Raw genomic sequence first — 19,499 nt, forward strand, 5'->3', positions numbered from 1 at the left:
CATGACCAAGAAAGTGACGATTTATCATAATCCACGCTGTTCAAAAAGCCGTGAAACCTTACATTTACTAGAAGAAATGCAAATAACACCTAATGTTATTCACTATCTAGATACAGCACCTTCAGTAGAGGAGCTTAAAACACTACTCAAAGCATTAGGTTTTAATGATGCAAGAGCGTTAATGCGTACAAAAGAAGAAATTTATAAAACGTTAAAGCTGGCTAATGAAACATCACAAGATGCTTTAATTCAAGCAATGCATGAAAACCCTAAACTTATTGAACGCCCTATTGTGGTTGTCGGTAATAAAGCGCGTTTAGGTCGACCACCAGAACAAGTAAAAGCGTTGTTTAATTAATCTTCAGCATTTAAAGCCCATATTTATATTCTTACATATATGGGCTTCTCTCTATTTACTTCATTATTAATCCCGCAACCGTTTACTCGTTATTCTCAATTAAGAAATAAATCATCAAATGTTATTAAATTGTAAACATTACAATGAGCAACGTATTTCTTATTTCTAAAATAGAAAAAAACAATTACTTTATGCTTTCAAAAATTTTCATCTCAACTTCATATTTTTTATGAGTAAGAAATTGCTATTTTTAAAAACTTTTATATAGATCACACCACACTGTACAAAGTCACGGTTATAAGAAAAAAATAATCATGTGTTTCATTTATATTGTGACTCAAGTCTCTTTACACAAATGCATTCCTACATATCATGGGCATCAGAAAATATGATAGCAGAATTGGTAAACAATAAATTCTCGCTAAAATATTTTTTCATTATCATCCAAGAAAGAAATTAACAAGAAGTACACATTTAAAACAATACTGCAACACAGCAATAAGCTTTCTATTTATTATTTACTCTATCTCTTCTTTTATTGTTGTTTTTTAATCTGATAACGATTAATCAGTGTGAAATGAAGTTATAGATGTATATGAAATAAACAACGTTATAGCCAACATTATGGGCAATTAAAATTAACCAATCACCATTATTGGTGTCGGGTGATTGCTAGGCTAATAGGAAAACAGATGAATATCGTACTTAGATTAAAACTTGTCTCATTCCTCCAGTTCTTTATATGGGGATCTTGGCTTGTAACATTTGCCTCGTATCTTTTTGGAGAACTGCATTTTAAAGGTAGTGATGTTGGACTTATTTTCAGTGCTCTTGGACTTGCTTCACTTATCGCCCCCGTCATCATGGGATTTATTGCAGATAAGATAAATAACCGCAAATTAGTGTTTATTACCCTGCATATTTTTTCTGCATTAGCATTAGTGTTAATGTCGCAAATGACGACAGTAACCACACTATTTTTTGCGACTTTATTGCACTTGTTGTTCTTTATGCCAAGTATCTCAATGGCAAACAGCATCATTTTCGAACTGTTAGAACAAAAACATTTAGAGCCGAATAACTATTTCCCTAAAATCCGTGTCTATGGCACTGTTGGTTTTATTGCAGCCATGTGGGTTATTAGCTTCTTAGGTTTAGGAAATAGCTACCACCAGCTCTTCGTTGCAGCGATCGCATCTATTGCTTTAGCTGTATTTGCAATGTTCTTGCCTGCAACGAAAGCAACTGACAAAAATGAAACTAAAGCCGAAGAAGTGGCATTTAGTATCACTAATATCTTGCAAGTATTTAAAAAGAAAAATGTCGTTGTATTCTTATTCTTTGCAACATTGTTAGGATCTGTACTGCAAATTACGAATACATTTGGTGTGCCATTCCTGCAAGATATTGCACAATCGCCAAATGCAGATGATTCATTCTTTGCACGTTATCCTTCAGTATTCTTATCTATTTCACAGATTTCAGAAGTCGTGTTTATTCTATTTCTGCCACTGTTATTAAAGCGCGTAAGAATCGAAACGATCGTGTTATTCAGTATGATTGCGTGGATCATGCGTTTCGGCTTCTTTGCTTACGGTGACTACACATCATTAGGTCAAATCGTCTTATTATTATCAATGATTGTATATGGCTGTGCATTCGACTTCTTTAATATCTCTGGTTCACTGTTCTTAGAAAAAGAGATCCCATTACAATATCGTTCAACAGCACAAGGTATGTTTATGACCTTAGTGAACGGTTTTGGTACTTATTTAGGTGCAATGTTAAGTGGCTGGGTCATTGATTTATATACCACTAACGGGGCAGTTGATTGGAAATCATTCTGGCTAATCTTCACTGGTTACACAGTTGCAATCACTGTACTTTATCTGATTTTCTTACTGGTTCCTCAGAAGAAAGCTAAGGTAGTAGCAGCAAACTAATTATTTCCTCCTCCCCAACTATTGTTTGTGTTTTTCACCGCTTGCCTTGTATAAAGACAAGCGGTTTTTTATCTCGTGTTTTTATCGGGAAAGATAAAAAAGAATTGTTCACCGTTAATAAATAACAAAAAATCGTTACCTTCAATGGGAATTTAATTTGGAAAAGTGAGGTTGGATTTAGATTATTCGCCTCACCTAATAAGATGAGTGAGGCCATTTAAAGTTTGAGTATATCTTTCACAAATGGGATAGTCAGTTTACGCTGAGCAACAATAGAAGCATGATCAAGTTCATCAAGCATTTCAAATAAGGTACGCATTTTTCTATCTAAACGTTTTAGTACAAAACGGCCAACATCTTCAGGTAATTCAAACCCACGAAGTTTTGCTCTTAATTGCAACGCTTGGATTTTTTCTTCGTCACTTAAAGGTTGCAAACGATAGATTTGCCCCCAATCAAGGCGAGATGCTAAATCAGGAAGTTGTAGCTCTATTTGGCGAGGCGGTCGATCCCCTGTAATTAATAAACAGGTGCGGCCATGCTCTAAAACACGGTTATAAAGATTAAATAAGGCGAGTTCCCACTCTTCATCACCAGCAATACACTGAACATTATCAATACAAACTAAGGATAAATGTTCCATACCTTCAAGAACATCGGGAACAAAGTAGGCGCGTTTATCAAGGGGAACATACCCAACGGCATCACCTTTTAATGAAAGCTCAGCACAAGCGGCATGTAATAGATGGCTCTTTCCACCTCCGTCACGAGACCAGAAATAGATATAACTGCCATGAGATTGATGAATGGCGGTTCGAATTGCCGCGACTAACGACGCGTTTTCCCCTGCATAAAAGCTATCGAATGTCTCATCATCGGGCAGAGATAGTGGTAATGATAGCTGTGACGGCGTATTCAGAAGCACCTCACCTGAATAGTTTAATAAACGTGGTGATTCTAACACAAATTCTCACAAGGTCAGAATCAATATTAAAAAAGCACATGACACTGGTTAAGATAACAGCAAGATCACCATAATAAGTCCATTTTATATACATCAAGCCCCTCATTAAATGGTTACTTGGCTATCCCTTAAATTATTTAAAACAAAATCAAAAAACATTCCGTGTTAATTCGTTTCACCTTATTATCTGAAATTTAATTTCGCAACATCATTACCGGAAGGTTGCTGATAAATATCGAGTTTAAAATATTTGGCTGATGCATTTATATACTCAAAAATTTCAGATTGAGTCTCTTCATATTCAACCCAAGTGGTTGCTCGAGTAAAGCAATATAACTCTACTGGTAATCCCATTGGGGTCGGTGGCATCGTTCTGATCACCAAATACATGTCAGGTCGAACATCACCACGCATTTTTATCCAATTTAGCATGTACTTACGAAATAACTGTAAGTTAGTCACGCCTTTTGTTTCTAACCACTCATTAATATCACCAATCTCTTCTTCTTTGCCTTCAAGCATTGTTTCTATGCTTTTACGAAGCGGAGCGGTATTTTTTAATTCTAATACTAGCTCTTGTGTTGCAAATGAAATCGAAGATTGGTCAATATAAAAACTACGTTTAATCCGACGCCCTCCTGATGAAAACATCGGTTGCCAATTAGTATATTTTTCAGTCAAAAAGTCTTTCGTTGGAATACGGGAAATTGTATTATCCCAATTGCGTACGGTGATCGTATGTAATGCAATATCAATAACCTCACCGCTGATATTACTACTGGGCAATTCAATCCAATCATAAAGCTTTAATACTTTTCCGTTAGAAATAAGAATATTGGCAACAAAAGAGATAAGTGTATGCTGAAAAACAAACATTAACACCGCAGCAATAGCACCAAAGCTTGAGATAATAATAAGCGGTGATTGTTCAGTAAATAACGCAATGATAAGGATAAAAGAGATAATCCAGACCACAATTTTGGCAATCTCAATATAGCCTTTGATGGAATTATTCCGATGCCACGCTTTTTTAGCATGCCTAATATTGAAGATATCAAGTGCGTTATTAAGCAATGAGGCGATATTGACGATAATAAAGGCACGAGCAACCGTCTCAAAGATAATATTCATTTCAGTTGAAAACGACGGTAGTAGCTGATTAATATAGAGAACGAGTGTAACAGCAACAATAGATGCACTCTTTTTAGCTATATCTTCTATGGTTTCTTCATCTGAAAGCTCAGTAAATAAAAAAAGTAAACGCTTTGCGATTCGACGGAAAATCATTTTGGCGAGAAACCATACCACCAACAACACAATAACTAAAAATATTGTGGTAAAAATCTGCTTTGATGCAATGAAATCATAAATTTCAATCAGCTTTTCCATAAATTACGTTATACCTTTATTGAGATACCCCAACCTTAAAACGAATATCACTTAAATCGCAAATAAGATGCCTATTTCGCATAAGAACAGCCTACCATTGTCTCATTTATTTTATTTAAATAAACATCATGATTGAATTAATCATGCTTTTCTAAGTTTTAAACACTTAAAATATCAAAAATCTTAGTTTTTAATATGACATAAAAACTAAAACACAATAAAAAAGGTGGAGATCATCCACCTTTTTATTAATTTCAGTATATTGCTTTAGATTTTCTCAATCGATTACTTTTTATTTGCTGTACCACTAACCGACTCAATGGTGTTATCCACTAATTCTGTTTCGGGACGAATAATACTGACGAGTTTAAAAATCAAACTTAAAACAATACCCACGATGGTTGCTAATGCCATGCCTTTTAATTCAGCCGCACCAATTTGAATGGAAGCACCACTCACACCAACAATCAGAATAATAGCCGTTAATATCAAGTTTTGCGGTTTATTATAATCCACTTTTGAATCTAACAAGACACGAATACCTGATGCACCAATCACACCGTAAAGCAGTAATGAAACCCCACCCATAACTGGAACAGGCACAGCAGCTATAGCCGCAGCCAGTTTACCCACACAAGATAATAAGATGGCGAGAATTGCCGCACCACCAATAACCCATGAGCTGTAAACCTTAGTGATAGCCATAACACCAATATTTTCACCATAAGTGGTATTTGGTGTTGAACCAAAGAAACCCGAAATAATGGTAGAGAAACCGTTTGCGAACATAGAACGATGTAATCCCGGATTTTTCATTAAATCGCGTTGCACAATATTTGCGGTGACAACAAGGTGCCCAACGTGCTCAGCAATAACAACTAGTGCAGCGGGTAGGATAATAAAGATAGCACTCCATTCAAAACGCGGAGAATAGAATGTCGGTAGTGCAAACCAGTTAGCTTCTTTAATTGGTGTAATATCAACAACGCCCAAGAAGAAAGAGAGTGCATAACCTGCTAATACCCCAATAAGAATAGGAATAATAGCAAGAAATCCTCTAAACATCACAGAACCTAAAATAGTCACACCTAAAGTCACCATCGAAATAAGCAGTGTCTGACTATCAACTGGTGCATCTGCACTTGGTAATAATCCTGCCATTCCTGCAGCAGTTCCTGCTAATTCAAGCCCAATGACGGCAACGATTGCGCCCATTGCCGCAGGCGGAAACATCACATTAATCCAGCTTCGCCCTGCTATTTTTACAATACCAGCCACTAAGCAAAATAACACACCACAGACGATAAACCCGCCAAGCGCTAATTCATATCCTAATGGTAAAAGTAACAACACGGGTGAAATAAACGCAAAACTTGAACCTAAATAAGCAGGAATACGTCCTTTACAAATAAAGAGATAAAGCAGGGTTCCGATCCCGTTAAATAATAATATTGTTGCCGGATTAACTTTAAATAAAATTGGCACAAGTACGGTGGCGCCAAACATTGCAAACAGATGTTGAAGGCTCAACGGGATTGTTTGTAATAATGGTGGGCGCTCTTCTACCCCGATTGCACGACGAGTCATGCTTACGACCTCTCTTTAATATGAATGTGAAATTGGTTTGTATTTTTAACTTTTTACTCGTCCTACTTTAAATCGCCACATTGCTAACTGTGCTCACTCGCACTCGTCACCTAACGGCGCCTTAAAATATTTAGAGTCTAATAATAAGTGATCCAAAAAAAAGCCGACTATCAAAGTCGGCTTAACTATTATTTTGTACCAAATATCTTATCACCAGCATCGCCAAGACCTGGAACGATGTACCCGTGCTCATTAAGATGGCTATCAATAGATGCAGTATATAATTCCACATCTGGATGAGCATCTCCTAATGCCTTAATACCTTCTGGAGCAGCAACCAGTACTAATACTTTAATTGAAGTACAGCCCGCATTTTTTAATAAATCAATTGTGGCAATCATAGAGCCGCCTGTTGCTAACATAGGGTCAACAACAAGAGCCATACGCTCTTCAATATTGGATGCTAATTTCTGGAAGTAAGGGACGGGTTTTAATGTTTCTTCATCGCGGTAAACGCCAACTACACTGATTCGGGCACTAGGAATATTTTCTAATACTCCATCCATCATCCCGATACCTGCACGGAGGATAGGAACTACTGTGATTTTTTTTCCTTTAATCTGTTCTATCTCTACCGAACCACACCAACCTTCTATTGTTACCGTCTCTGTTTCTAAATCGGCGGTAGCTTCATACGTCAGTAGACTGGAAACTTCTGAAGCCAGTTCACGAAAGCGTTTAGTGCTTATATCATGATCTCGCATCAGCCCCAATTTATGTTGAATGAGTGGGTGTTTTACCTCAACGATCTTCATAATTTCTCCTAATGTACGACGCAGCCTGACAAAAAAATCGCGAGATTATACCGCTTTTTTGCCAACATTCCATCGTTTTTCTATTGATATTGATCAAGCGCACAGCTTTTAACCACACCAACATGAATAATTGTGACCTATAAAGAAGATCCTCGCAAACGTTTGCTTTGCCTGTTAGAATAGCACCTGCACACATTTTTTCTTAACAGCAACTTGCCGTGAGGGCTCTACGTGACTAACAAATCCTCTCTCAGCTATAAAGATGCCGGTGTCGATATTGATGCAGGTAATGCTTTAGTCGATCGTATCAAAGGTGTAGTAAAAGAAACCCGCCGTCCTGAAGTTATGGGGGGATTAGGTGGTTTCGGTGCACTTTGTGCCATTCCATCTAAATACCGTGAACCTATTTTAGTTTCAGGCACAGATGGCGTAGGAACTAAACTTCGTCTTGCGATGGATTTAAATCGCCATGATGACATCGGGATTGATTTAGTCGCAATGTGTGTCAACGATTTAATTGTTCAAGGTGCTGAACCTCTTTTCTTCCTTGACTACTATGCCACAGGAAAATTAGATGTCGATACCGCAGCTCGTGTCGTAACAGGTATTGCAGAAGGTTGTAAACAATCTGGTTGTGCATTAGTAGGTGGTGAAACTGCTGAAATGCCAGGTATGTATCACGGTAATGATTATGATATCGCAGGCTTTTGTGTTGGTGTGGTTGAAAAATCAGAAATTATCGATGGTAGCAAAGTTAAAGCTGGCGATGCGCTAATTGCTTTAGCATCAAGTGGTCCTCATTCTAATGGTTATTCATTAGTCAGAAAAATTCTTGAAGTCAGCAATACACAAGCCGAAAACACACCGTTAGGTGATAAATCATTGGCTGATCATCTGCTAGCGCCTACTCGTATCTATGTAAAATCCTTACTGTCACTAATTAAAAATGTTGATATTCACGCGGTAGCGCATATCACTGGCGGTGGATTCTGGGAAAATATTCCTCGTGTATTACCTGAAAACACACAAGCGCGTATTAACAGTAAAAGCTGGGAATGGCCACTGGTTTTCAAATGGTTACAAGATGCGGGACAAGTCAGCACACATGAAATGTATCGTACCTTTAACTGTGGCGTTGGATTGTTAATTGCCGTTAACCCAAATGATGTTGAAAAAACATTGGCACATCTTGCTGAGTGTGGTGAAAACGCATGGTTAATTGGCGAAATTGCGCCACAAGCTGCGGGTGAAGCACAAGTTATTATTAACTAATGAAAGCATGTGAATGAAAAATATTGTTGTCCTCATCTCAGGAAACGGCAGCAACCTACAGGCGATTATTGACGCCTGTAGGGCAAATAAAATCACAGGTAATGTGGTTGCTGTCTTAAGTAATAAAGCTGATGCATATGGTCTTGAACGGGCAAAACTTGCTGATATTCCAACTTATTTTATTGATCCAACTCTATATAATGATAGAGCTGATTACGATAAAGCATTAATTGAACAAATCGATGCTTATCAGCCCGATATTGTGGTTTTAGCTGGTTTTATGCGTATTTTATCGCCTGATTTTGTCACTCATTATCAGCATAAACTATTAAATATCCATCCTTCTTTGCTTCCTAAATATCCCGGGTTACACACTCATCGCCAAGTTTTAGCAAATAAAGACTCTTTTCATGGTGTTACCGTCCATTTTGTGACAGAAGAACTTGATGGTGGCCCTATGATCATTCAAGCGCGTATTCCTGTTTTACCAGATGATACTGAACAATCATTACAAACAAGAATACAAGCGGAAGAGTACCGTATCTATCCATTAGCGATTGGGTGGTTAGCTGATGAGCGATTAAAAATGCAGAATAATCAAGCCTTTCTCGATGATATTGCACTTTTCGACAATCTTGGGTAACTATTTCATTTAAGATAAAAAGTCACATTGTGCTACACTGTAGCCCGCGTGACTTTTTTTGTGTCACCCTTTTCTCTTTTTATTCAATGCATTCACCGAGGTGCTTATGTCCGGTGGTAAGAAAGTTCCACCTATAAAATTACGTCCTCTCGAACGAGAAGATCTCTCTTTTGTTCACCAACTTGATAATAACGCCAGCGTTATGCGCTATTGGTTTGAAGAGCCTTATGAGGCTTTTATCGAGTTAAGCGACCTTTATGAAAAACATATTCACGACCAAAGTGAACGCCGTTTTATTGCCGAAAGTAATGGCACTAAAGTTGGGCTTGTCGAGTTGGTTGAAATTGATTATGTTCACCGTCGTGCTGAATTTCAAATCATCATCGCCCCTGCGCATCAAGGCCATGGATATGCTGCACGCGCAGCAAGGCTTGCGATGGATTATGCTTTTTCTGTACTTAATTTGTACAAGCTCTATTTAATCGTCGATAAAGAGAATGCCAAGGCAATTCATATTTATGAAAAACTTGGCTTTAAAAAAGAAGGTGATTTAATAGATGAGTTTTTTGTTAACGGTGCCTACCGTTCTGCGATTAGAATGTGTACTTTCCAAGCGCCCTATTTTGAACAAAAAGCCAAAGAGGCGAAACCCGAAAATTTTGTTAAACCGGGTGCGACTATTAAGCAATACGTCTGATTTATTCAGATATTAAGTTTTAACTTTAACCCTTGTTGGAGTTCAGATGTCCCAGGAACGACTCTATATTGATAAAGAGATCAGTTGGCTTGCGTTTAACGAACGTGTATTACAAGAGGCGGCTGATAAACGAAACCCGTTAATTGAAAGAGTCAGGTTTCTGGGGATCTATTCAAATAATCTTGATGAGTTTTACAAGGTTCGCTTTGCTGATGTAAAACGCCGTATTCTAATTAATGAAGAGCGGGGTTCACGCTCTGCATCGAGTCATGCCCGCCATCTTATAAAGAAGATCCAATCAAAAGTGGCTAAAGCCGACCAAGAGTTTGATGCTTTATACAATGATTTGTTACTTGAAATGGCGCGAAACCAAATCTTTTTAATTAATGAACGCCAAATCTCACCTAATCAACAGATCTGGTTACGTCAATATTTCCGTCAAAATTTAAGAAAACACATCACACCTATTTTAATTAATCCTGAAACAGACTTGGTTGAGTTTCTTAAGGATGACTATACCTATTTAGCCGTTGAGATAGTGCAAGGGCAAATTATTCATTATGCCCTGCTAGAAATTCCATCAGATAAAGTACCTCGTTTCGTTATTCTGCCAACAGATCAGGGGCGTAGTAAGAAAAAATCCATGATTTTGTTGGATAATATTTTACGCTACTGTCTTGATGAAGTGTTTAAAGGCTTTTTTGATTATGAGTCATTAAGTGCTTATTCCATGAAAATGACGCGAGATGCAGAGTACGATCTTGCGACAGAAATGGAATCAAGTTTACTTGAAATGATGTCATCGACATTAAAGCAACGTCTTACTGCAGAGCCTGTTCGTTTTGTTTATCAGCGTGATATGCCTGATGAAATGGTAGCATTACTGCGCAGTAAGTTAGGTTTATCGAATAATGACTCCGTCATTGCTGGTGGTCGCTATCATAATTTTAAAGATTTTATTAACTTCCCAAATGAAGGTAGTAAATTTCTCTTAAATAAACCGATCCCACGTCTACGCCATATTTGGTTTGATAACTTCCGTAATGGTTTTGACGCCATACGTGAACGCGATGTCTTGCTCTATTATCCTTATCATACTTTTGAACATGTGCTGGAATTGTTGCGCCAAGCTTCTTTTGACCCAAGTGTTATCTCAATAAAAATCAATATTTACCGTGTTGCTAAAGACTCACGGATCATTGATTCAATGATACACGCTGCACATAACGGTAAACGTGTTACGGTCGTTGTTGAATTACAAGCACGTTTTGATGAAGCAGCAAATATCCACTGGGCAAAACGCCTAACAGAAGCTGGTGTACATGTTATTTTCTCTGCTCCTGGCCTAAAAATTCACGCGAAGTTATTTATTATTTCACGTTTAGAAAATGGTGAAATCATTCGCTATGCTCATATTGGTACGGGGAACTTTAACGAAAAAACAGCCCGTCTTTATACTGACTATTCACTATTAACAGCTAACACCGAAATTACCAATGAAGTCCGTCGTGTCTTTAACTTTATTGAAAACCCTTATCGCCCTGTAACTTTTGAACATTTAATGGTTTCACCACAAAATTCACGTATTCTTTTAAATCAATTAATCACAAATGAAATTCACAGTGCTCAAGCCGGACACCCTGCGGGGATCACATTAAAAGTAAATAATTTAGTTGATGAAGAGTTAGTTAATCGCCTTTATGACGCATCAGAAGCTGGCGTAAAAGTACGATTATTAGTCCGTGGAATGTGTTCTTTAGTCCCTAATCAACCAGGATTTAGTGAAAATATTCAGGTAACCAGTATTGTTGACCGCTTTTTAGAACACGACCGTGTTTATGTGTTCACTAATAAAGGCGATGAAAAGATCTTTCTCTCTTCTGCAGATTGGATGACAAGAAACCTTGACTACCGTATTGAAGTTGCGGTGGCTTTGCTTGATCCTCAACTCAAACAGCGCGTTCTAGATATACTGGATATTCAATTTAATGACACAGTAAAAGCACGTTATATCGATAAAGATTTAACAAATAACTATGTTCCTCGTGGAAATAAACGTAAAATCCGTTCCCAGCTTGCTGTCTATGAGTACATTAAATTGTTAGAACAACCAGATTCACGAGCGTAATTTTATGCCTTTATCACAAGATGACTCTTCACCACGCCCTTTAGAAATTGCGGCTATTGACCTCGGTTCTAATAGTTTTCATATGATAATTGCACGAGTTGTTAATGGTGCATTGCAAGTATTAAGCCGTTTAAAACAGCGAGTTTATCTTGCTGATGGACTTGATGATGATAACGAATTAAGCGAGGAGGCTATGTTACGTGGGCTCTCGGCTCTTTCTCTTTTCGCTGAAAGGTTACAGGGTTTCCCAGCAGAAAATGTCACCGTCGTAGGAACTCATACTTTACGTGTCGCCACTAATGCTAAAGTCTTTCTTCAACGAGCCAAAGACGTTATTCCTTATCCTATCGAAATTATTTCAGGCCATGAAGAAGCGCGACTTATTTTTATGGGTGTTGAACACACTCAATCTGAAAAAGGTCGAAAACTCGTTATCGATATCGGTGGTGGTTCAACAGAACTCGTTATTGGTGAAAATTTTGAACCCATTTTAATCGAAAGCCAACGCATGGGGTGTGTCAGTTTCAGCCGTCAATTTTTCCCAGAACAAAAAATTAGCGAATCCGCTTTTCGTAAAGCGCGAGAAAAAGCAGCACGTAAAATGGAAAAAATTGCATGGCAATACAATATGACAGGCTGGGATGTGGCTTTAGGTGCATCAGGAACAATTAAAGCTGCCCATGAGATCTTAGTTGAGCTTGGTGAAAAAGACGGTGTTATCACACCTGAACGCCTACTTATGCTCACTAAGCAAGTTTTACGATTTAAGAAGTTTAAAGATATTACCCTGCCAGGTTTATCTGATGAACGTAAACGTGTTTTTGTACCAGGTTTGGCAATTTTATGCGGTATTTTTGATTCATTAGGATTAAAATCCTTACACCTATCTGATGGTGCATTACGTGAAGGTGTGCTTTACGAAATGGAAGGCCGATTTCGCCATCAAGATATTCGACAGCGCACAGCTAAAAGCCTTGCAGAGCACTATAATATTGACAGAGAACAAGCAAAACGTGTTCTTGACACAATGCAATCGCTTTACGCTCAGTGGGCAAAGCAAAATCCAAAACTGGTTCGCCCTGATTTAGAAGCTATTTTAGTTTGGGCTGTCATGTTACATGAAGTAGGATTAAGCATTAATTTAAGTGGATTACATCGTCATTCTGCTTATATTCTTTCAAATACGGATTTACCCGGTTTTAATCAAGAGCAACAACTGTTATTAACAACCCTCGTTCGCTATCACCGAAAAGGGATCAAGTTAGATGAGTTGCCTAAATTTAATCTTTATAAAAAGAAGCAGTATTTTCCACTCGTACAAATACTAAGGCTAGCGACTTTACTTAATAATCAGCGACAATCGACAACAAAACCGACATCTTTGCGTTTAGTTACAGATGAAAATCATTGGACGCTTTACTTTCCTAAAAAATATCTTTCCGATAACACATTGATGGAATTGGATTTAGAAAAAGAACAAGAACATTGGCAGTCAGTTCCAGGTTGGAAACTAGATATAAAAGAGGAATCTGCTTAACAATATGATATTATACAGAAAAAGACGCTAGTCAATGCGTCTTTTGTTGCATCTATCATACAACGACTATCACATAACAACATAGGTTTGATTTGTGACCATAATATGAACATCACCAACGCAATATTGTTCAAGATTCATATATTTTATACGGAGAAGACCGATAATCATCCTAAAATGGAATAATTAGTGTCAGTGGTTATCTCCCTCGTAAGAATTAAAAAGGAATAACATGTCTCAAACAGCTATCAACAATGATACTGCGGCTGCCATCAATCCGTATTCACAAAAAGTGGCACACCTGCGTCAGCAAATTTTGAGCATCTTTCTCGAAGATGAACGTTTTGTTGAAACCGTTTTAGGTGAAGCTAGTGAAAATGATAGGCTGAGCCACCATGAACTTCATGAAAAAATCACCACTGTTAGAGAATTACTACAAGATCTACACGCGGCAGATATTGCAGATATTCTTGAAGCCCTTCCCTATGACGAACGTCTAGCTCTGTGGCATTTGGTTGATAATAATGAACGTGGTGCTGTTTTAGTCGAAGCTTCTGTCGCCGTTTGGGACAGTTTAATTAAAGATATGACTGACCGTGAATTATTACGATCGGTCGCCACATTACATGTGGATGAGCAAGCGTACATCGCAGAACACTTACCTCGCGATACGATGCGTCGCCTTCTTACCTATTTAGAACCAAGCCTGCGTAATAGAATAAGAGAAGTTCTGCAATATCCCAAAGACAGTGTCGGTCAGATGATGGATTTTGAGTTCGTCACTGTACGAGGGAATGTCACATTAAAAACGGTACAACGCTATCTACGCCAACGAGGCTCTATTCCTGAAGCAACGGATAAAATTTTCGTTATTGATAATAAAAACCATCTGTTGGGCGAACTTCCATTAACCACCGTTTTAACGCAATCTCCGGATAAGCTTGTCTCTGATGTAATGAAAACAGATACCGTTAGCTTTATGCCTGAAGAAAAAGGTGAAGATGCAGCGGGTGCGTTCGAACGTTATGACTTAATTTCAGCGGCAGTTGTCGATAGTAATGGTCTTCTAATGGGGCGATTAACTGTTGAAGATATCGTTGATAACATGCATGAAGAGAGCGATACCAATATTCGTCGTATGGGTGGTTTGAGTCCAGAAGAAGACGTCTTTGCGCCCGTTGGACAAGCAGTTAAAACACGTTGGACTTGGCTTGCTATTAACTTATGTACCGCCTTTGTGGCTTCTCGTGTGATTGGTGTGTTTGAACATACTATTTCTCAATTAGTCGCTCTCGCTACATTAATGCCGATTGTTGCGGGTATTGGGGGAAATACAGGTAATCAAACCATCACAATGATTGTTCGTGCTTTAGCACTACATCAAATACAAACGGGTAGTTTCTCTTTCTTGATTTTAAGAGAGTTAGGTGTCGCCCTTATTAATGGTATTGTGTGGGGAGGCATAATGGGAATTGTCACCTTCCTACTCTATGGCGATATTGCTATGGGTGCAGTCATGACAATGGCGATGGTATTAAACCTCTTAATGGCTGCCATGATGGGGGTATTAATCCCAATGACAATGATTAAATTAGGTAAAGATCCCGCAATTGGCTCAAGCGTTATGATAACCGCTATTACCGATACAGGTGGTTTCTTTATCTTCTTAGGTTTAGCAACTATCTTCTTAGTCTAAGATACGCCTTATTACACTAACGCCACTGATAATAAAATACAGTGGCGTTTTTTATGCCAATCAAATAGATATTAGGCCGTTGTAGAGAGGTAATAATAGATAAGCAACAATGCAATAATCAATGAAGTAATAAAAGTCTTTTTAAAAGAATCACTTAATAAATAGCTATCATTTTGATTGGTGTTATTAAGCAGAGTTTTTAATACTAATCCCCCACCTAATGCAACAATAGAAAACGATACGAACAGAGCAATTGCAGTTAAGAGAACAGCACTCATTGAGATAGAGACCATAAATCCTCCGATATAACAATTGGCTTACTGATGTAATTATAACCAAGGATCGTTTTTTTGATGCCTATTTTTTGTTTTTATTTTCAATCCAACTGAAAGCTCAAAAAAACCACATTATGCATAAAAATACCAAATTAAAATTATCTTTGTAAATTACATTGAAATCAAATTTTAACAAATTAATATTTATTGGAATTTAATTTTAACGCATCGAGATTTAACATACAGCAGAATATTCTAATAATCCATTTTCTATCAGATCATATCTTTCATTATAAATACTGTTAGCTTTCTTAATTATCTAGTAATAACTTTATTTATGGAAAATAATAAATTAAATTATTACTTAATTTCTTATTTTCCATACTTATTTAAATTTGAATAAATATATTCAACATTAAACCTTCTTTATTTAAAAACATAGAATTCTTACTTGCTTTCAATACATATAATATATTTATTATCTATTGATAAAAATTGATAATGCAGAGTTTTCTTTCAAAAAACAAAATCAACAAAGTAAACAAAACTAACAATAAATAACAAAAAGGTTAATGATGTTGTTTTAATTTCATCCACTTACATTATTAAGAGCTTCCTGTTATAACTTAAACCATCATCACAATATTATTCTTTCTTGCATAAATAGCCTTTAAATAACCTTTTGCTGTTATTTATTTTCACTCTATTTCATTTGCTAATTTAAAAAGAATTTAATTGTGATCTTATTACTTATTTATTTTATCACGATGATTATTATAGGTTGTTATTATGACATCACAATCACACTCCACTCAGCCGTTGAGTCAACCTACGGCAAGACCATTGAATCGCAACGACTATAAAACGTTGGGTTTATCCTCACTAGGAGGAACATTGGAGTTCTATGATTTCGTGATCTTCGTGTTCTTTACGAAAACATTGAGCCACTTGTTCTTTCCTGGTGATAACGCCTTTATTGCACAAATGCAGACATTAGGTATTTTTGCAGCGGGCTATCTTGCTCGCCCTTTGGGTGGCATTATTATGGCACACTACGGAGATATTATTGGACGTAAACGTATGTTTACCTTAAGTATCTTCTTAATGGCTGTACCAACATTAGTTATTGGTTTATTACCAACTTATGCCAGCATTGGTATTGCAGCACCATTATTGTTGTTATTAATGCGCATTATGCAAGGTGCCGCTATTGGTGGTGAAATGCCGGGTGCTTGGGTGTTTATCGCAGAACACACACCAAAACAACGTTATGGCTTAGGCGTAGGAACATTAACCTCTGGCATTACTGGCGGTATTTTATTAGGTTCAATTGTGGCGATTATCGTTCAACGTAGCTATACAGCCCAAGAAGTGAATGATTTTGCATGGCGTATTCCCTTTATCTTAGGGGGAGTTTTTGGCTTAATCTCTGTTTACTTACGTCGTTTTTTACAAGAAACCCCTATCTTTAAAGAGATGGCAGCAAAAAAAGCGTTAGCACAAGAAATGCCTGTGGTTTCAGTTATTAAAAATCATAAACAAGCGTGTTTAATTACTGCTGCATTAACATGGTCTTTATCAACGGCCATTGTTGTCACCATTTTGATGACCCCCGGAGTCATTGTTGAAGGGATCTATAAAATTGATAGAACAACGTCATTAGAAGCGAACTGTGTTGCAACATTAACCTTAACCTTAGGTTGCATATTCTGGGGTTGGATTGGTGACAAATTAGGAACACGCGCATCAATGACATTATCATGGGGTGGTTTAATTGTTACTGCATTCCATTTTTATGGCAGTTTAGATGTAGCAATGTCCGGTTTCCAGTTGGCGTTTAACTATGCTCTGATGGGCTTTTTTGTTGGAGCAATTGCAACTACACCTATTGTTAGCACAAGAGCATTTCCACCCTCAATTCGTTTTTCTGGTTTGTCTTTCGCTTATAATATGGCTTATGCCTTGTTCGGTGGATTAACGCCAATGTTAACAGGAATATGGTTAGAAAAAACCGCAATGGCAGGTGCTTATTATGTTGCTGGTGTTTCTGCCTTAGCTATCGTGGTTGCATTCTTACCTTTAGCCTATAAAGGCTGGACCGCGGTAACACCGAAAGTGAGAGAGAAAGAAGTTACATTACAAATTGATAAAGTTGTTAGTTAAGAGCAACTCATTATCACCCCCTTCCGTTCAATACAGCTCCTTAATAGGAGCTGTATTTTTTCTATATACAACAAAAAAGGATGCCTTATAGCATCCTTTATTTTTCTTAAATTTTTTGTTTTTCAATAACACAAATTATTGTGTCATTTTACTTAGCATAGGTGCTGTGATCAGCATTAGAATTGCGATAACGCCTGTTACAATACCGATTTGTAAGAATACACTGCTATAAATTTCTAACGAAGCGTGAGCACTTTGTACATCTTCTGGTACTGCCATTAAACTCGCAACTTTACCTGCAATAATTGCAGCAGCTGCCGAAGTTAAGAACCAAGCCCCCATGATAAAGCCCATTAAACGCTGTGGTACAAGTTGAGCAACCATAGCAAGACCTAACCCTGAAATCATTAGCTCACCAATACTTTGGAAACCATAACTTGCAACTAACCACCATGAAGACACAATACCCGCTTCATTTGCCATGCTTGCACCCAGTGGTAGTACTAAGAATGCGGTCGCACTTAAAAACATCCCAGCGGTGAACTTATAAGGCATTGGCAGTTTGTCGCCCATAAAGTTATATACAGCTGCTAAAAGTGGGCTTGCTAACATGATCCAGAATGGATTAAGTGATTGGAATTGCTCTGGTTCAACACTGAAGCCTAACAGAGAATGTTCTACGTTATGAATTGCGAAGAAGTTTAAAGATGTTGGCATTTGATCATAAAGAACAAAGAATACCACAGCCTCAACCATCAGTAAGAATGCAACAATCATCTTACGACGTGCCACACCTTTCATCATAAAGGTTTCACGCGCAAAAATCAGGATGATACCTAGTGAAATGACCGCTAAAGACCAACTTGCCACTTCATTATTATGTAACAACCAAGTCGATACTGCCGTTAAAGCAACGATACCCACCAGCGTTAACAACAATTTTAAATAATTAAGTGGTTCAAAATCAGGTCTAGAACCTTTATCTTTGATCCAACCACGACAAACCATAAAGTTTGCCAAAGTGATCAACATCCCTACAACACTTAATGCAAACGCAACATCCCAACCATAATTAGCCGCTAACCATGGTGTTGCTAACATAGATAAGAATGAACCGACGTTAATAGACATATAGTACATAGTAAATGCACCGTCTAATTGCGGATCATCCTTCTCATAGCAAGTTGCTAATAATGAAGATGGGTTAGCTTTAAATAAACCATTACCCACTGCAATTGTTGCTAATCCCCAATAAATCACATCTTTATCGTGATCAGAGAATGCCACCATCGCATAACCAATTGCCAGTACGATCGCGCCAAGAATAATAACCCTTTTAGTACCAAGGATTTTATCCCCAAGCCATCCACCGATAGCAACAAAACCATAAACTAATGCGGTAAATGCAGCAAAAACAGTGATTGCTTCCGCTTCACCCATCCCCAGCATTTTAACCAAGTAAACGGCCATGATCCCTTGCAGACCGTAATAGCCGAAACGTTCCCATAATTCGATTGAGAAGATGAGATAAAACGCACGAGGCTGTTTAAATGCATTCAGACTCGGTTTTTGTCCATCATCAGGTGTGTTTGCAGTTGACACTAAAAACCTCTAATTATTCTATTACGCCTTTATAGTTAGGCTGATTTTTACAAAATTTTCGTTATTCAAGACAGAGTTAAAGCTCGGTGAATTTCATACTGGATTGTTATTCTTTGAAAAGAGTTCAACGCAGAGAAAAACAAGGTTGGCATTCTATCACTGGAAAGAATAATTATCTAAGAATTATAACTAACTATTGCGTTTTATCATAGTTACAGGCATTTGTACAAAATAGTTATGCGGTTAAAAAAACATCAAACAAAATAACTCACTGATAATAAATAAATTATTTTTCACTTAATTATCCCTATATAAACAATTAAGCTACGCTACTGCTTATCCCTTATTTGGTGACTGCTCCCCGCCCTGTCGGGCGAGGCTTCCCACTTCTTAGACCGCAACCGTCTGTGTGACGGATTTACGCTGGCCT

General features: G+C 37.5%; 15 protein-coding genes. 9 read left to right on the forward strand and 6 right to left on the reverse strand.

All coding sequences use genetic code 11. From position 1 onward, the window contains the following. Position 1 precedes the first annotated feature (1 nt). Positions 2–358 (forward strand): arsenate reductase (glutaredoxin), encoded by a 357-nt coding sequence (gene arsC / locus DK858_RS17020; protein WP_109398419.1) that lies wholly within the window; start codon positions 2–4, stop codon positions 356–358. A gap of 692 nt (positions 359–1,050) precedes the next feature. Next, entirely contained in the window at positions 1,051–2,301 is a 1,251-nt protein-coding gene (locus DK858_RS17025) for an MFS transporter (RefSeq protein ID WP_109398420.1), read from the forward strand. 217 nt (positions 2,302–2,518) lie between these two features. On the opposite strand, the gene hda is transcribed toward DK858_RS17025, so the two are convergent. The 4 genes from hda to upp form a co-directional block, all read right to left on the reverse strand. After that, the gene (gene hda / locus DK858_RS17030; RefSeq protein ID WP_006533048.1) at positions 2,519–3,226 is read right to left on the reverse strand and encodes a DnaA inactivator Hda; all 708 of its coding nucleotides are present in this window, start codon (positions 3,224–3,226) and stop codon (positions 2,519–2,521) included. Between the two features lie 222 nt (positions 3,227–3,448). After that, a complete protein-coding gene (locus tag DK858_RS17035; RefSeq protein ID WP_109398421.1) occupies positions 3,449–4,654 on the reverse strand; it encodes a mechanosensitive ion channel family protein in 1,206 nt (401 codons plus the stop codon). A gap of 285 nt (positions 4,655–4,939) precedes the next feature. After that, positions 4,940–6,241 (reverse strand): uracil permease, encoded by a 1,302-nt coding sequence (uraA, locus tag DK858_RS17040; RefSeq protein WP_109398422.1) that lies wholly within the window; start codon positions 6,239–6,241, stop codon positions 4,940–4,942. 188 nt (positions 6,242–6,429) lie between these two features. Further along, the gene (gene upp, locus DK858_RS17045; RefSeq protein ID WP_109398423.1) at positions 6,430–7,056 is read right to left on the reverse strand and encodes a uracil phosphoribosyltransferase; all 627 of its coding nucleotides are present in this window, start codon (positions 7,054–7,056) and stop codon (positions 6,430–6,432) included. Between the two features lie 231 nt (positions 7,057–7,287). Between upp and purM the strand changes: the two genes are divergently transcribed. The 6 genes from purM to mgtE all read left to right on the forward strand — a co-directional run bounded on the left by purM (position 7,288) and on the right by mgtE (position 15,029). Next, entirely contained in the window at positions 7,288–8,328 is a 1,041-nt protein-coding gene (gene purM / locus DK858_RS17050; RefSeq protein WP_109398424.1) for a phosphoribosylformylglycinamidine cyclo-ligase, read from the forward strand. Between the two features lie 13 nt (positions 8,329–8,341). Continuing rightward, positions 8,342–8,971: a phosphoribosylglycinamide formyltransferase gene (gene purN, locus DK858_RS17055; protein WP_109398425.1), complete on the forward strand. Its 630-nt coding sequence runs from the start codon at positions 8,342–8,344 to the stop codon at positions 8,969–8,971. A gap of 106 nt (positions 8,972–9,077) precedes the next feature. Beyond that, on the forward strand, positions 9,078–9,668 hold the full coding sequence (gene speG / locus DK858_RS17060; RefSeq protein WP_109398426.1) for a spermidine N1-acetyltransferase: 591 nt from the start codon (positions 9,078–9,080) through the stop codon (positions 9,666–9,668). 46 nt (positions 9,669–9,714) lie between these two features. Continuing rightward, a complete protein-coding gene (gene ppk1, locus DK858_RS17065) occupies positions 9,715–11,796 on the forward strand; it encodes a polyphosphate kinase 1 (protein ID WP_109398427.1) in 2,082 nt (693 codons plus the stop codon). Positions 11,797–11,800: 4 nt separating this feature from the next. Continuing rightward, positions 11,801–13,333, forward strand: a complete 1,533-nt coding sequence (gene ppx / locus DK858_RS17070; protein WP_109398428.1) for an exopolyphosphatase — start codon at positions 11,801–11,803, stop codon at positions 13,331–13,333. A 232-nt stretch (positions 13,334–13,565) separates the two neighbouring features. Then, positions 13,566–15,029 (forward strand): magnesium transporter, encoded by a 1,464-nt coding sequence (mgtE, locus tag DK858_RS17075; RefSeq protein WP_109398429.1) that lies wholly within the window; start codon positions 13,566–13,568, stop codon positions 15,027–15,029. 71 nt (positions 15,030–15,100) lie between these two features. Here mgtE and DK858_RS17080 read toward each other — a convergent pair whose 3' ends face one another. Then, positions 15,101–15,322: a hypothetical protein gene (locus DK858_RS17080; RefSeq protein ID WP_109398430.1), complete on the reverse strand. Its 222-nt coding sequence runs from the start codon at positions 15,320–15,322 to the stop codon at positions 15,101–15,103. Between the two features lie 771 nt (positions 15,323–16,093). On the opposite strand from DK858_RS17080, the gene DK858_RS17085 reads away from it, so the two are divergent. Further along, positions 16,094–17,467 (forward strand): MFS transporter, encoded by a 1,374-nt coding sequence (locus tag DK858_RS17085; protein WP_109398431.1) that lies wholly within the window; start codon positions 16,094–16,096, stop codon positions 17,465–17,467. 135 nt (positions 17,468–17,602) lie between these two features. On the opposite strand, the gene dtpA is transcribed toward DK858_RS17085, so the two are convergent. Beyond that, entirely contained in the window at positions 17,603–19,069 is a 1,467-nt protein-coding gene (gene dtpA / locus DK858_RS17090; RefSeq protein ID WP_109398432.1) for a dipeptide/tripeptide permease DtpA, read from the reverse strand. Positions 19,070–19,499: the final 430 nt, after the last annotated feature.

Origin of the sequence: Proteus faecis, assembly GCF_003144395.1 — a bacterium.
GTDB classification, from domain to species: Bacteria; Pseudomonadota; Gammaproteobacteria; order Enterobacterales; family Enterobacteriaceae; genus Proteus; species Proteus faecis.